Source organism: Hominimerdicola intestinalis, from assembly GCF_054655215.1.
Genome location: NZ_BAAHNZ010000003.1, coordinates 44,961 through 58,897, shown reverse-complemented (window position 1 = coordinate 58,897; position 13,937 = coordinate 44,961). Strand labels below are relative to the sequence as shown.

Below are 13,937 nucleotides of genomic sequence, written 5' to 3'. Positions count from 1 at the left end.
CAATGGTTGTAATTGAAATGGAAAACGGAAAGAAAATAAAGATTGAGCTTTATCCTGAAACTGCTCCCATAACAGCAGCTAATTTTGAAAAGCTTGTAAAGGAAGGCTTTTATGACGGTCTGATATTTCATAGGGTCATCAAAGGCTTTATGATACAGGGCGGCTGTCCCGATGGAACGGGAATGGGAGGGCCTAAGGAGCGCATTAAGGGTGAATTTCTGGCTAACGGAGTTCCTAATAACCTGAAGCATACGAGAGGAGTCGTTTCAATGGCTCGTTCACAGGATCCTGATTCCGCCGGTTCTCAGTTCTTTATTATGCATAAAGACGCACCTCATCTTGACGGACAGTATGCGGCGTTCGGAAAGGTAATAGAGGGCATGGACGCAGTCGATGAGATAGCTTCGGTTAAGACAGGCTTCGGTGACCGTCCTGTTGAACCGCAGGTAATGAAGAAAGTAACTATTGAATAAAATGTTTACGGGCTTTTCGTTGTACGGAAAGCTCTGTTTTTGCCGCTTCTAAAATTAACTATGTCTGTAAAAACAAGGAGAGATTATGAATATTCAAAAGACCGTGGGAATATGCTGTGCCGGAGTCGGAACGGAATATCAGTCTAAAATATGTAATTATCTGCTGGATCAGATGCGTATGACCGATTGGCTCAGACTGATGTTTTTTACTTGCTATTCCGATAGTTTCAGCGGATCTGCGTATGACCTCGGAGAAGAAAACATTTTCAGGCTGATCAACTTTGAAAAGCTTGACGCCCTTATAATACTCACTGATACGATAAAGAGCAGAAGCACTCTAAGTTCTCTTATCGAAAGAGCGGAAGCTAATAACGTACCTGTAATAAGCTTTGACGGAATCGAACAAGGCTGCTGCAGTATAATATTTGATGATGCCGGCGCTGTTTACAGTCTGACAAAACATCTTATAGCAGATCACGGACGCCGCAGAATAAATTTTATGGCGGGGGATAATTCACAGAAGATATCAGCAGCAAGAACCGAGGCATACCGGCGTGCGCTTGAAGAATACGGTATCCGATATGAGCAGGAACGCGTAGGCGAAGGTATGTGGTGGGATGAAACTACTCAGCCTGTAGTGAAAAAATGGCTTGAAAGCGGAATGGAATTTGACGCCGTTGTATGTGCCAACGATGTAATGGCAATGGCTGTCATAGACGAGCTGACAAGACATGGGATCTCAGTTCCTGAAGAAGTCTCGGTAACGGGTATCGACGAACTTGAAGAGGGAAGGTATCATACTCCGGTCATTACCACAGCCGGAATGTGCTATAAGGAGGCGGCTGAAAAAGTAATATCGGTTATTTATGATTTGATAAACGGAACAGCTTCCGATAAGGTCTATGAATTTTCCTGCAAAGTTAGGTACGGAGGTAGCTGCGGCTGTAAAAATAATAAAACAGAGGATATTAATAAATATCATCATGAATATGTAAAGAGCTTTGATTCTGCTGTCAGCTTCAATCAGGAGCTTTGCAGAATGAATTCAAGGCTTGTGGAATGTTCGGCTGTCCACGAATCTATTGATCTGCTAAAGCAGGATATCATGAATACCTGGACTAAGAAAATGTGGGTGTGCGTTCGGGAAGGCTTTTTCACCAATCATGATGAGTATAATAATTCCGGTCTGAGCGAATATCCTGAGAAAATGGAGCTTATAGCTTTTAAGAACGGCTTTTCTCAGGGTCAGAATAAAACTTTTGAAACCAAGGAGCTTCTTCCGAGACTGGATGAGGAGCTTAACGAATGCCGTTCCTTGCTGTTTACTCCTCTTCATGTAAATAATAAGGCGGTAGGCTATATAGTAAAGGAACACGCAGCAAGCTATGTTGAATATGAGTGGTTTTCTTATGCCATGCATCTGTCTAACTCTCTGGAAACTATAAGGCAGCAGTCACAGATGAGAGAAATGATATCAACGCTTGAAAATATGTATATACGCGATTCTATGACTCAGCTTTACAACAGAAGAGGATTTTTCCGTATCCTCAGGGAAACGCTTCAGAATAACAAGGTAAACAACGTTATGATAATTTCGATCGACGTAGACGGTCTAAAGGAGATAAACGACGTTTACGGACATCTTGAAGGAGATTTTGCTATCAATACGATCGCAAGAGCACTGAATTCTGTTTCTGTCAAGGGGGAGATCTGTGCAAGATTCGGGGGCGACGAATTTATTGCGGCAGGCTGCAATGTAAGCGAGGAATATCAGGAAAACTACGGAAATCGTTTTAAAGAATATCTCGATTATTTCAATAAGCATTCCGGTAAAAGCTATGAAATAAAAGCCAGCGTTGGCGCAGTTGTAAAATGTACCGACTCGTATGACGATATAGACGAGCTTATCAGGCTTGCAGATGAAAAAATGTACAGCCATAAGTCTGCTAACAGAAGCAGCTACAGAACAAGAAGATAAATATTCCGCCATTTTCCTATAACGGAGAGTGGCGAAGCTTTTGCATATGATTTGTCGTTTTATCTGTTTTCGGCAATTATTTAAGGAGATGTTTGCATGAAAATAAAAAGATTAATTGCGCTGCTTTCAGCACTGTGCGTTGCGGCTGTCTCGGCTGCTTCGGTATTTGCTCAGCCGGAGACTGAAGAATATCAGCAGACTCAGGCGTCTGCTGCGACCTCAGCTTCCGTTTCAGAGCCGCTTGAAACCGAGCCTTTGTACACTCAGCAGACGGAGAACCCGCAGTCTGTAACGGCGCCGCCGGAAACGACTGTTGGAACTGAAATATTTACGCAGGATACTCCTACGCTGGAGCCGACAAAGGTATCTCTTGAAGTAGGAGAAATTGAAAATCTCCGTTTTAAAGTAAAGCTGAATATATCGCCGAAGATACTGTTTTCAGGAGCGACGATAAATGTTGAATATGACAGCGATCTGCTGGAGCTGAAAGGCTCAGAGATAAATGAATCGGCGATCGGAGGTATACCGGTTGACAGCAGTGCCGACGGAAAATATACCTTTACATATATGAATACCGCAGGAACACAGTACGACGGAACGTATTCAACGCTGACGTTCAGGATAAAGGATAAGACTATGACCTCGTGTGTTATTTATGTTTCAGTGGAGTCGCTTGAGGATATAAATCTGCTGCCCATTGCAAATGTTATACAGAACGGTATCGTTACCTACCGCAGCGCAGAGCCTGCCGACGCAGAAGCAGATCCGGATAGCTTTATCCAAATAAAGCTTGATCGTTCTGATGAGCCGACAGCGCTTGAATATCTGGGAATTACAGATATAGAAGAAGCGGCAGTATCTGATAATCAGATCGCGTTTGTTGAGAACGGGGAAATTAAAACTCTTCAAGCGGGACAGACTGATCTTATAATTACTCACAGCGACGGTACGAAAAGCTATTACAGGGTCTTAGTATCAGAGCCGCAGGAATCCTCGTCCTCTGATACTGCGGTAAAAAAGAAAGCAGAGCTGCCTAAGGAGAAAAATTCCGGACGAACGGCGGTCATAATTGGCTTAGTTATTGTCGGAATTGCCGCTATTGCTGCCGAATATATAATTATTGTAAAACCGTTTGATAAATTCAAAGCACCTGTGCCGAGGATCTATGAGCAGGATATGAACGATGCTGAATACGAAGATTATAATGAGCCTGACTCTGAGGTGCCTGAAAATGATGATGCAGATGAACGTAAAGAATAAGGCTTCGGATACAAGGACGGAAAATTCTCAGGTATAACAATATTTTTTGCTGCACCCTCTTGCTTTTTGTCGGATAATTTGGTATGATAGTATATAAGGTTTATTTTGTTCCTGTAAAGCGTTTTCTGCGGGAATGTCTGATATATTTTATTCTGTTCGGAGGTAAAGGTATATGCCTACTAAGTATGTGTTTGTTACAGGCGGAGTTGTTTCGGGGCTGGGAAAGGGTATAACTGCGGCTTCATTGGGCCGTCTGCTTAAAGCGAGAGGCTACAGCGTTACAATTCAGAAATTTGATCCTTATATTAATGTTGACCCCGGTACTATGTCGCCGTATCAGCACGGCGAGGTTTTTGTTACCGACGACGGCGCGGAGACCGACCTTGATCTCGGTCACTACGAGCGTTTTATTGACGAGAATCTTTCCATTAATTCAAATGTAACTACTGGGAAAATATACTGGAATGTACTTAATAAGGAAAGAAGAGGGGATTATCTTGGCGGAACGGTCCAGGTAGTTCCTCATATAACGAATGAGATAAAGGATAAGCTCTACAGAGTAGGCAAGGATACTAATACCGATGTTGTAATTACCGAGATCGGCGGAACTGTAGGAGATATTGAATCCACACCGTTCCTTGAGGCTATAAGACAGGCGTATACAGAACTCGGCAGAGATAACGCAATGTTTATCCATGTATGTCTTATTCCGTATATTTCAGGTTCTAAGGAACTGAAATCAAAGCCGACTCAGCATTCGGTTAAAGAGCTGCTGTCTATGGGGATCCAGCCGAACGTTCTGGTTCTGCGCTCGGAAATGGAAATTCCTGAGGATATGAAAAAGAAGATCAGTCTGTTCTGCAATGTCCGTCCGGAGGACGTTATTCAGAATCTTACGGCGCCGTCACTTTACGAGGTCCCGCTGTGGCTGGAGGAGGAGGGACTTGCAGACGTTGTATGTCAGCATCTGCACCTTGAAAACCGCGAGCCTGACCTTACCGGCTGGAAAGCAATGATAGAGCGTGTGAAGAACTGTGATAAGACTGTAACTATCGGTCTTGTAGGAAAGTATGTCGAGCTTGAGGACGCCTATCTTTCGGTTGCGGAAGCGCTTCGTCACGGCGGCTTTGAAAACGGAGCAGAGGTAGATATAAAATGGCTTCAGTCTGAGGATATTACTGAAGAAAGCGCGCCTGAAATATTAAAGGGCGTTGACGGAATAATCGTTCCGGGCGGCTTCGGCGACAGAGGAATAGAGGGAATGATCGAGGCTATAAGATATGCAAGGGAAAACAAGATACCTATGTTCGGTATCTGCCTGGGTATGCAGATGTCTGTAGTAGAGTTTTCAAGAAACTGTGCAGGGCTTAAGGGAGCTAATTCAACTGAGTTCTGTGAAACTCCGTATCCTGTTATAGATATAATGGACGAGCAGAAGGATATTACGGAAAAGGGCGGAACTATGCGTCTTGGACTGTATCCCTGCAAGCTTGCGGAGGGTTCGAGATGCGCCGGAATATACAATGAACCGCTTATCTACGAGCGTCACCGTCACCGCTGGGAATTTAATAACGAGTTCAGAAAGATACTTACTGAAAAGGGTCTTGTGCTTGCGGGTCTTTCTCCCGATGAAAAGCTTGTTGAAATAGTCGAGCTTCCGGCAGATGTTCACCCGTGGTTTGTCGGAGTTCAGTTCCATCCGGAATTTAAATCCCGTCCTAACCATGCTCAGCTGCTGTTCAAGGATTTTATTCGTGCGGCGGTAGAATACAGCGAAAAATAAATACTGCGGGCTGTTCGGCGATTCTGCGGGACAGCCGCTTTTGGATTATGAAGAAAAAGGAGTGCGTATGGTTATGAGAGAACTTGAGTATCCTTTTGACTCGGCTTATATTCTTAAAAAGAAAAGGTCGCTTAAAAAGAAGCTGCTTTCGGACGGGTCAGTCAGACTGAAAAAAAGGATAGCGGTTCTGGGCGGTTCTACGACAAGCGATATAGTTTCGGTCATGGAGCTTTTTCTGCTCAACTTCGGTATAGAAGCGGAGTTTTATCAGTCGGAATACGCTCAGTACTGGCAGGACGCAGTTTTCGGAAACTCTGAGCTTGATAGCTTTGACCCCGATATTATTTTTATTCATACAACATACCGTAATCTTGAAGCTTCTTTGAATATCAGAATGACCCGTGAGGAAACGGACGCCCTTCTGGAAGAAAGATACAGCAGACTGGAGCAGATGTGGATCGCTCTCAGTAAAAAATTCCGCTGCCCTATAATTCAGAATAACTTTGAGCTGCCTTTTTTCAGGCTCATGGGAAGCAGAGAGGCGTACGATCATCACGGAACGGTAAACTTTATCACAAGGCTCAATATGAAGCTTTACGATTATGCAGCGGAGCATGAAAGCTTCTATATAAACGATATAAACTGGCTTTCCGCTGCGTACGGGCTGGATAAATGGTATGATTTGAAATACTGGTATATGTACAAATACGCCATGAGCCTTGAGGCTGTTCCTGAATATGCGTTTCAGACTGCAAATATAATAAAATCTGTTTTCGGTAAGAATAAAAAGTGTATAGCCGTTGATCTGGACAATACTATGTGGGGCGGAATAGTCGGTGACGATGGAGCTGAAAATCTGGAGATCGGCCAGGAAACCGGAACGGCTCAGGCTTATTATGAGTTTCAGCAGTATATAAGGTCATATAAGGATATGGGAGTTCTGCTTACAGTATGCTCAAAGAATGAAGAGGAAAATGCGCTTGCCGGACTTTCTCACCCTGAGGGAGCGGTTTCTCCTGACGACTTTATAATTATTAAGGCGAACTGGGAGCCTAAGGATAAAAATCTTGAGGATACGGCGGCACAGCTGAATATTCTTCCGGAGGCTATAGTTTTTGCTGACGATAACCCTGCCGAGAGGGAAATAGTGCGGTCGCAGACAAGCGTAAGCGTTCCTGAAATAAACGATGTGTCCGATTACATAAAAACGATTGACCGCTCAGGATTTTTTGAGGTCACCAGCCTTTCTGCCGACGATCTGAAAAGAAATGAAATGTATAAGGCGAATATTGCAAGGGAAAATTCTCTGGCAAGATTTGAATCCTATGAGGATTATCTGCTTAGTCTTGAAATGACCGCCGAAATACAGCCGTTCAAGCCGGTTTATATCCAGCGGATAACTCAGCTTACCAATAAGAGCAACCAGTTTAATCTGACTACGAGGCGCTATACTCAGACGGAGCTTGAGGATATATCAGAAAACGAAAGCTATATTACTCTTTACGGAAAGCTGACAGATAAGTTCGGGGATAATGGGGTAGTATCGGTCATAGTCGGAGAAAAGGACGGAAACTCTCTTAATATCGAGCTTTGGCTTATGAGCTGCCGTGTGCTGAAAAGAGATATGGAGCTTGCAATGCTTGACGCACTGGCGGCTCAGGCAAAGGCTCAGGGAATCTCAAAGCTTAAAGGAACATATATCCCCTCTGCCAAAAATAAAATGGTAAAGGACTTATATCCAGATGTCTTAGGCTTTTCGCCTGTTTCCGCTGATCCGCAGGGCGTTACTGTCTGGGAGCTTGATATAACGGAATATTCCGTCAGGAATAAAGTAATAAAGGTAAACTGAAAGGAGAATTTATATGAACACGAAGGAGATTTACGAAAGGCTGGAGTCAGTTTTTCAGGATGTTTTTGACGATAAGGATATACAGCTGACTTCTTCAACGACTGCTGACGATATTGACGATTGGGACTCTATCGAACATATTACGCTTATAAGCGCCGTTGAGGACGAGTTTAAAATGCGTTTTACAATGGGCGAGGTCTCAGGAATGAAAAACGTAGGTGAAATGGCGGAAATAATTCAGCAGAGAGGCAGATAATTTTACCGTACGGTTGCTTTTGAAAGGAATTCGGTGTATAATAACCATATAAAAGTTTTTGAATCGGAGGAGAACGGAGTTGAGCTTTAAGCTTATACAGGGAGTTACTGCGGAGGATCTTGACGGGATTCATTCTGCTTATTATACTGATGAAAACGGGATTTCTGCCGTTTTAAGCGCAGAGCTTATTGAAAGTGCTGTATGTTCTCTGATAAAAAGGCTTGACGAGCCGGTTTTCTTTTTTATTGAGCTGCCCTGCGGCGAGGATCAAGAGAAAGCCTTGAGGAAAAATAAGACGGATTCTTTTCATTATGATCTGTATTATCTTGACAACTGTACTTTGCCTGTTGCCCAAGCTATAATGGGGCGCTACGGAGAACTGCTTGTAAACGACGGGATATGTCGTTTCGGCTTTGGTTCTCACGCAAGCGGAGAGGAGATATACTGTCTTAATTATCAGGTCGTTTCGGTTTACGGAAGCTGTGAAAAATTTGAACCTGTTTTCAAAAAACTGGGAGCAGTAAAAGAAAAGAATTTCAGAACTCTTTGGGACAATTTTTCTGCGGATACACCCGGTACGAGTGTGTCCGTTGAAAAAGACGGTGAAACAGTATATGATATACCTGTAAATCTTGAGCCTGAGGGAATGTATCTGGCTGATACTCTTGAAGAACAGTAAATTTAATACGAATAGAGGCGTTGATAAATGAATATATGGCACGATATTTCGCCTAAGGCGATAACTAAAGATTTGTTTACGGCAGTGATCGAGATACCTAAAGGCTCAAAGGTAAAATATGAGCTTGACAAGGAAACCGGACTGCTTAAAATGGACAGAATACTGTATACTTCAACTCATTATCCTGCAAATTACGGATTTATTCCGCGTACCTTTGCTGATGACGGCGACCCGCTTGACGTTTTGGTGCTTTGCTCGGAAACTCTTGTTCCTATGTCTTTGGTAAGGTGCTATCCGATCGGCGTTATTTCAATGCTTGACAACGGGGCGGCAGACGAAAAAATAATCTGCATACCGGAAAATGATCCTACCTATAATCTATATAAGGATATTTCCAGCCTTCCCAAGCATATTTTTGACGAAATGTCGCATTTCTTTTCGGTTTATAAGCAGCTTGAAGGCAAGGATACCGTTATTGACGACGTTAAGGACGCCCAGACTGCTATTGAGATCGTTCAGTTCTGTATAGATAATTATATAGAAAAGTACTGCAAATAAATAATTGTTTTTGGTAAGGCGAGCCTGCGTGCCGGTTTTGATACGACCGGTATGCAGGCGTTTTTTGTCAGAGGGAAAATATAGCCGAAATTATTACAATGAAAAGCTGTATTGTTAACAAAAAGTTTAAAAACAAAATCACAGCACTCCTTTTGTAATAATTATTTTATTTAACTATAATATTTGTAACCTAATTTACATTATGTGGTACGAAGCGTAAAAAGGAGTACATTTTTTTGAACTCATAAAAATAACCTGATAAAATTGTGGTTTTTTTCAAAAAAACTGTTGACCGATACTATATATTGTGCTATAATTAATAACATACAAAAGACGGTTTAAAGAAGCAGCGAGTGCTGGAGTTTGCAGAAAACGTATGGATATGGCTGCATCAGGAAGAATTTTCTTGAAATATTTTATTCATAAGTTACAAAACAGTAACCTGCATTCGACTGAATATTACAAAAAAACGCTTTAAAAGCATACGGTTCGACGGCGTTTGTCAGGCAATTTACGTTTTAATTATTGAGTTTTGGCGAAATTTACAGTTGCAATTTCTTTATGCATAGTGTATAATAAAGACACAGCGGTGAAAAGTGCAAAAAAGTGGTGAAAAGACCCTAAGCTTTAAAAGCTTTTCAATGCATTATGTATAAGGAGGTGGACAGCTTGCTGACAAGTATGCTTAAAGGAACGTATAATCAGAGTATGGACGTTAAGGGAAGAATGACGTTTCCTGCAAAGCTGCGTGAAATTATCGGCGAGAGGTTCATCGTTACCAAAGGCCTTGACGGCTGTCTGTTTGTTTATTCGCTTGAGGATTTTGAGGTCAGAGCCAATAAAATCAAGGCTCTTCCTATGGCACAGGGAAGAAATCTTCAGAGAAGCTTTATGGCAAACGCCAGTGAAGTCGAGGCGGATAAGCAGGGAAGAATACTTATTCCTCCTGCCCTGCGCGAGATGGCAGGACTTGAAAAGGACGTTGTTGTAGCCGGAGTTTCTGACAGGTGCGAGATCTGGGATAAGCAGAAATGGGACGAGCTTAACAGCAGCGTTGACGACGAAATGCTTATGAATGCGTTGGAAGGTCTTGATTTTTAGTGGAGTTTAAGCATATTTCAGTGCTGCTTAACGAGTGTATAGAGGGACTTGCAATAAAGCCCGGCGGCATATATGTAGACGGTACGGCAGGCGGTGCGGGTCATTCCCGTGAGATAGCGTCAAGGCTCGATCCTCAAAAGGGAAGGCTTATTGCTCTCGACCGTGATCCTGAAGCTGTAAAGACTGCGTCTGAAAGGCTTGCGGGATATCCAGCCGAGGTAATTCGTTCAAACTATTCTGATATGGATACGGTTCTGGAGGAGTTGGGAATAACCGGAGCCGACGGAATACTGCTTGATCTGGGTGTTTCCTCCTATCAGCTGGACAATGCTGAAAGAGGTTTTTCTTATCACAGCGACGCTCCTCTTGATATGAGAATGAGCGGCGAAGGTATTTCGGCAAAGGATATTGTGAACGGATCTTCCGCGGAGGAGCTTGCAAGGATCATATTTGAATACGGCGAGGAAAAATTTGCGAGAAGCATAGCCGCCAATATTGTAAAAGAACGTGAAAATTCGCCGATCGAAACTACCGGTCAGCTGGCGGAGATTATAAAGGGGTCGGTTCCGCAGAAGGTGCGCAGGGAGAAAAATCCCTGTAAGAAAACCTTTCAGGCGATAAGGATCGCGGTAAACGACGAGCTTGGTCATCTTGACAAAGCGCTGGATACGGCGTTCGGCTGTCTTAATCCCGAAGGAAGACTTGCGGTAATTACATTTCATTCTCTTGAGGACAGGCTGGTCAAGCAGAGATTTGCTTCGTTCTGCCGTGGCTGTATATGTCCTTCGGAATTCCCTGTCTGTGTATGCGGAAGAAAGCCTGAAGGGAAGCTTGTGAACAGAAAGCCTATAGAACCGGGCGAAGAAGAGCTTGCCGCAAACAGCCGCAGCAGAAGCGCAAAGCTGCGTATAATTGAAAAGCTATAACATAATTGACGTGTAAAAATACATACTGCGTATATACGCGGTAAGAGGTGAAGTTAAAAATGGCTAAGATAAATAACTTGGCATACGATTACAGCGTATATGACGAGGAGGAGATACAGGCTCCCCGTAAGATAAAGCATCGCGTAAATCCTGCGAAGAAAAAAACAGCAGGCGGTATCAAGGCTCTCGGAGCAGCGGTTGCCGCATTGGCTTTGTTCTGCTCGATGATATACGGAAGAGTGGAGCTGTCAAGCCTTTATACTCAGCAGTCGGAGCTTGAGGCTCAGCTTACTCAGCTTACAAACGAAAATATAAGTCTTGAATCTGAGCTGGCTCAGAAAACAGGACTTACAAAGGTTGAGGAATACGCTGAAAACGAGCTGGGACTTCAGAAGCTGGACAAATCCCAGATAGAGTACGTTGAAATAGAGGGCGATACAGTTGCAGAGGTAGTCGCTCCGGAGGATACAAACATATTTGTTAAAATCAAGCGCTGGTTCTCAGACTTGCTGGAATATATCGGGGCGTAGTCCAATAGAATATTAACGGGGAAAGTTAGGGACAGTAAAATGTACTTAGCTTTCTTGTTCTATTATAATTAATGATGAAATTTGTCTTTTTATTGTGAAAACGGCGGACAAGACTGTTTTCTTCAATGAATTACTCATACTTTAGAAAAGGCATTTCAGGAAAGGCAGGCAAAATATGACTGACAAGCCCAGCAGAATAATGAAGCGAAGGCTAAATCTTTGGATAAATCTTGTAATTATTGCTCTGGTTGCTTATATAATAATCTGTATATTTAAAGTATCGGTCACTGAATCAAAAAAGTGGCAGGAGCTTGCCAACTCTCAGCAGCTGAAAAGTACGGTAGTTCCCGCTTCAAGAGGAACTATCTATGATACAAACGATCAGGTGCTTGCACAAAGCGCTACTGTATATACGGTTTACTGCGATCCGCAGATGCTGTGGAACGATTATCTAGACAAAAAAGATGAGCGGCTTCAGGAGCTTCAGAAGCTTGTGGCAAACGAAGATGACGCAGATAAAAGAGCCGGCTATCAGAAAAAGCTGGACAAGGCAAAATCGACCGATGACAGCTTTGCTGATCTGGTGGAATTTCTGGCGTCAACACTTGAAATGGATACCACTAAAATTGAAAAATTCTGTACCGATAAAGGCTCACGGTATGTAATTATCAAAAAGAACGTAGAAAAAACCACAGCCGATAAGATAGAGGATTATCTTTCAGAGGAGGGTCTTGACGGTATAAGGTGTGATCCGTCAACCAAAAGATTTTATCCTCAGAACGAGCTGGCCTCAAATGTAATAGGACATCTCAGCTACGACGGAGACGGAATTTACGGACTTGAGTCATATTACGACGATTATCTTTCGGGGATTGACGGACGGGTCGTAACCGCTACCGCCAGAAACGGAACTGAGATACCGTACAGATATAAGCAGAGCTACGACGCTCAGGACGGAGATTCGCTGAAGCTTAATATCGACGTTAATATTCAGTATCATCTTGAAAGAGCGCTGAAGAAGGCTTACGATGAAAACAAGCCAAACGAGCGTGCCTGCGGGATCATAATGAACCCTAAGACAGGAGAGGTCTACGCTATGGCGACAAGCTACAGCTACGACCCCAATAATCCTGCCCAGATAACAAGCGATCAAATGGCGGCAGAGCTTGAAAAGCTTGATCCCGATTCTCAGGAATACAGTGATCTTCAGCTTAACGCTTGGTCTACTCAGTGGAAGAACAAGGCTATATCTGAGCTTTATTTCCCCGGCTCGGTATTTAAGGTAATAACCGGTTCGTCCGCTCTTGAGGAAAAGGCAATATCACTTGAGGATACCTTCTCCTGTCATACCAGCATTACCGTTGCCGACAGAAACTTCAATTGCTGGGCGACATATGATCACGGCTCTCAGAATCTCGCAACTGCAATGCTCAACTCCTGCAACCCGGCGTTTGTTCAGATAGGTCAGCGTCTGGGAACTGAAGGCTTTTTCAAATATTTTAAGGCATACGGCTTTACGGAGCTAACCGGTATTGACCTTCCAGGAGAGGCAAGCTCGATCTATATGCCGCTGTCAAGAATGGGAAGCGTAGAGCTTGCGTCGTCCTCCTTCGGACAGACAAACAAGGTTACTCCGATACAGATGATAACTGCTTATTCAGCCTGCGTTAACGGAGGGTATCTCGTTACCCCGCAGATCGTGGATAAGATCGTAGATTCAAACGGAAATGTAGTCAAGGATTTTGATACTGTTGTAAAGCGTCAGGTTATCTCAGAGGAAACCTCTGCTGCTATGAGGGAGATCCTTGAGGGAGTAGTAAACGGTCAGCAGGGTTCAAACTGTTATATACAGGGCTACCGTATAGGCGGAAAATCAGGTACATCTCAGAAGATAGACGTTGATTCGACCGGAAATACCTATGTTGCTTCCTACTGCGCATTTGCTCCTGCCGACGATCCCGAAATAATAATGCTTGTAATGGTAGACGATCCTACCGGAGAAAAATATTACGGTTCTCAGGTCGCTGCACCTATCTGCGTAGAGGTGCTTTCAGAGGTGCTTCCTTATATGGGATTCTTCCCGGAATATACTGAGGAGGAGCTTGAAAAGCTTCAGGTCTCCGTTCCGAACGTTGAATATACGTCAATAGACAGCGCTAAGAAAACTCTTGAGGATCTCGGACTTGAAGTAAAGCTCCAAGGCTCCGGCGACAGTGTGCTGAAGCAGGTTCCTAAGGCGGTTTCTGTTGAAAGAGGAAGCTCGGTGGTTCTGTATACTGAGGAGGGCTATACGGAGGATACGGTCGTAGTGCCTAATCTTCAGGGCCTTACTAAGGAACAGGCTAAAAATACTCTTGAAGCCTACGGACTAAATCTTTCTCCTCAGGGAAGCGCTGCATATGAAGAAGGCGCTCTAGCCAAGGACGATCAGGATTATTCCGAGGGTGCAAACGTTCCCGTAGGTACTGCGGTAAAGGTGACGTTTGAGCAAAGCTCGGTAGGCTCGCAGTAATTCTGCGATATTCTATAGTTTAAGAGGACTGA

12 protein-coding genes are annotated in these 13,937 nt (G+C 43.6%); all 12 read left to right on the top strand.

What is annotated here, in order from left to right; all coding sequences use genetic code 11:
* Positions 1 to 2: 2 nt before the first annotated feature.
* The 12 genes from ACYQ0H_RS04430 (at position 3) to ACYQ0H_RS04375 (ending at position 13,905) form a co-directional block, all read left to right on the top strand.
* On the top strand, positions 3 to 473 hold the full coding sequence (locus tag ACYQ0H_RS04430) for a peptidylprolyl isomerase (RefSeq protein ID WP_459811637.1): 471 nt from the start codon (positions 3 to 5) through the stop codon (positions 471 to 473).
* A gap of 85 nt (positions 474 to 558) precedes the next feature.
* Complete coding sequence (locus ACYQ0H_RS04425) at positions 559 to 2,451, top strand: substrate-binding and GGDEF domain-containing protein (RefSeq protein WP_459811636.1); 1,893 nt, start codon at positions 559 to 561, stop codon at positions 2,449 to 2,451.
* Between the two features lie 96 nt (positions 2,452 to 2,547).
* The gene (locus ACYQ0H_RS04420) at positions 2,548 to 3,711 is read left to right on the top strand and encodes a cohesin domain-containing protein (protein ID WP_459811635.1); all 1,164 of its coding nucleotides are present in this window, start codon (positions 2,548 to 2,550) and stop codon (positions 3,709 to 3,711) included.
* A 172-nt stretch (positions 3,712 to 3,883) separates the two neighbouring features.
* The gene (locus tag ACYQ0H_RS04415; protein WP_459811634.1) at positions 3,884 to 5,494 is read left to right on the top strand and encodes a CTP synthase; all 1,611 of its coding nucleotides are present in this window, start codon (positions 3,884 to 3,886) and stop codon (positions 5,492 to 5,494) included.
* A 73-nt stretch (positions 5,495 to 5,567) separates the two neighbouring features.
* On the top strand, positions 5,568 to 7,343 hold the full coding sequence (locus ACYQ0H_RS04410) for an HAD-IIIC family phosphatase (protein ID WP_459811830.1): 1,776 nt from the start codon (positions 5,568 to 5,570) through the stop codon (positions 7,341 to 7,343).
* A gap of 13 nt (positions 7,344 to 7,356) precedes the next feature.
* The gene (locus ACYQ0H_RS04405) at positions 7,357 to 7,599 is read left to right on the top strand and encodes an acyl carrier protein (RefSeq protein ID WP_459811633.1); all 243 of its coding nucleotides are present in this window, start codon (positions 7,357 to 7,359) and stop codon (positions 7,597 to 7,599) included.
* Between the two features lie 79 nt (positions 7,600 to 7,678).
* Positions 7,679 to 8,278: a hypothetical protein gene (locus ACYQ0H_RS04400; protein WP_459811632.1), complete on the top strand. Its 600-nt coding sequence runs from the start codon at positions 7,679 to 7,681 to the stop codon at positions 8,276 to 8,278.
* A gap of 27 nt (positions 8,279 to 8,305) precedes the next feature.
* Complete coding sequence (locus ACYQ0H_RS04395) at positions 8,306 to 8,836, top strand: inorganic diphosphatase (RefSeq protein ID WP_459811631.1); 531 nt, start codon at positions 8,306 to 8,308, stop codon at positions 8,834 to 8,836.
* Between the two features lie 669 nt (positions 8,837 to 9,505).
* The gene (mraZ, locus tag ACYQ0H_RS04390; protein WP_243113162.1) at positions 9,506 to 9,937 is read left to right on the top strand and encodes a division/cell wall cluster transcriptional repressor MraZ; all 432 of its coding nucleotides are present in this window, start codon (positions 9,506 to 9,508) and stop codon (positions 9,935 to 9,937) included.
* Entirely contained in the window at positions 9,937 to 10,863 is a 927-nt protein-coding gene (gene rsmH / locus ACYQ0H_RS04385) for a 16S rRNA (cytosine(1402)-N(4))-methyltransferase RsmH (protein ID WP_459811630.1), read from the top strand. The genes mraZ and rsmH overlap by 1 nt, the downstream gene beginning before the upstream one ends.
* 59 nt (positions 10,864 to 10,922) lie before the next feature.
* Positions 10,923 to 11,393 carry a septum formation inhibitor gene (locus tag ACYQ0H_RS04380; protein ID WP_459811629.1) on the top strand — a complete coding sequence of 157 codons (471 nt, stop codon included), beginning with the start codon at positions 10,923 to 10,925 and terminating at the stop codon, positions 11,391 to 11,393.
* 175 nt (positions 11,394 to 11,568) lie between these two features.
* Entirely contained in the window at positions 11,569 to 13,905 is a 2,337-nt protein-coding gene (locus ACYQ0H_RS04375) for a penicillin-binding transpeptidase domain-containing protein (RefSeq protein WP_459811628.1), read from the top strand.
* Positions 13,906 to 13,937 lie beyond the last annotated feature (32 nt).

What these genes read in the sequence shown, in the direction of transcription:
- ACYQ0H_RS04395 (WP_459811631.1), top strand. Translation starts at nt 8,306, where the DNA reads ATGAATATATGGCACGATATTTCGCCTAAGGCGATAACTAAAGATTTG.
- ACYQ0H_RS04410 (WP_459811830.1), top strand. Translation starts at nt 5,568, where the DNA reads ATGAGAGAACTTGAGTATCCTTTTGACTCGGCTTATATTCTTAAAAAG.
- ACYQ0H_RS04430 (WP_459811637.1), top strand. Translation starts at nt 3, where the DNA reads ATGGTTGTAATTGAAATGGAAAACGGAAAGAAAATAAAGATTGAGCTT.
- ACYQ0H_RS04375 (WP_459811628.1), top strand. Translation starts at nt 11,569, where the DNA reads ATGACTGACAAGCCCAGCAGAATAATGAAGCGAAGGCTAAATCTTTGG.
- ACYQ0H_RS04405 (WP_459811633.1), top strand. Translation starts at nt 7,357, where the DNA reads ATGAACACGAAGGAGATTTACGAAAGGCTGGAGTCAGTTTTTCAGGAT.
- ACYQ0H_RS04420 (WP_459811635.1), top strand. Translation starts at nt 2,548, where the DNA reads ATGAAAATAAAAAGATTAATTGCGCTGCTTTCAGCACTGTGCGTTGCG.
- ACYQ0H_RS04415 (WP_459811634.1), top strand. Translation starts at nt 3,884, where the DNA reads ATGCCTACTAAGTATGTGTTTGTTACAGGCGGAGTTGTTTCGGGGCTG.
- ACYQ0H_RS04380 (WP_459811629.1), top strand. Translation starts at nt 10,923, where the DNA reads ATGGCTAAGATAAATAACTTGGCATACGATTACAGCGTATATGACGAG.
- ACYQ0H_RS04425 (WP_459811636.1), top strand. Translation starts at nt 559, where the DNA reads ATGAATATTCAAAAGACCGTGGGAATATGCTGTGCCGGAGTCGGAACG.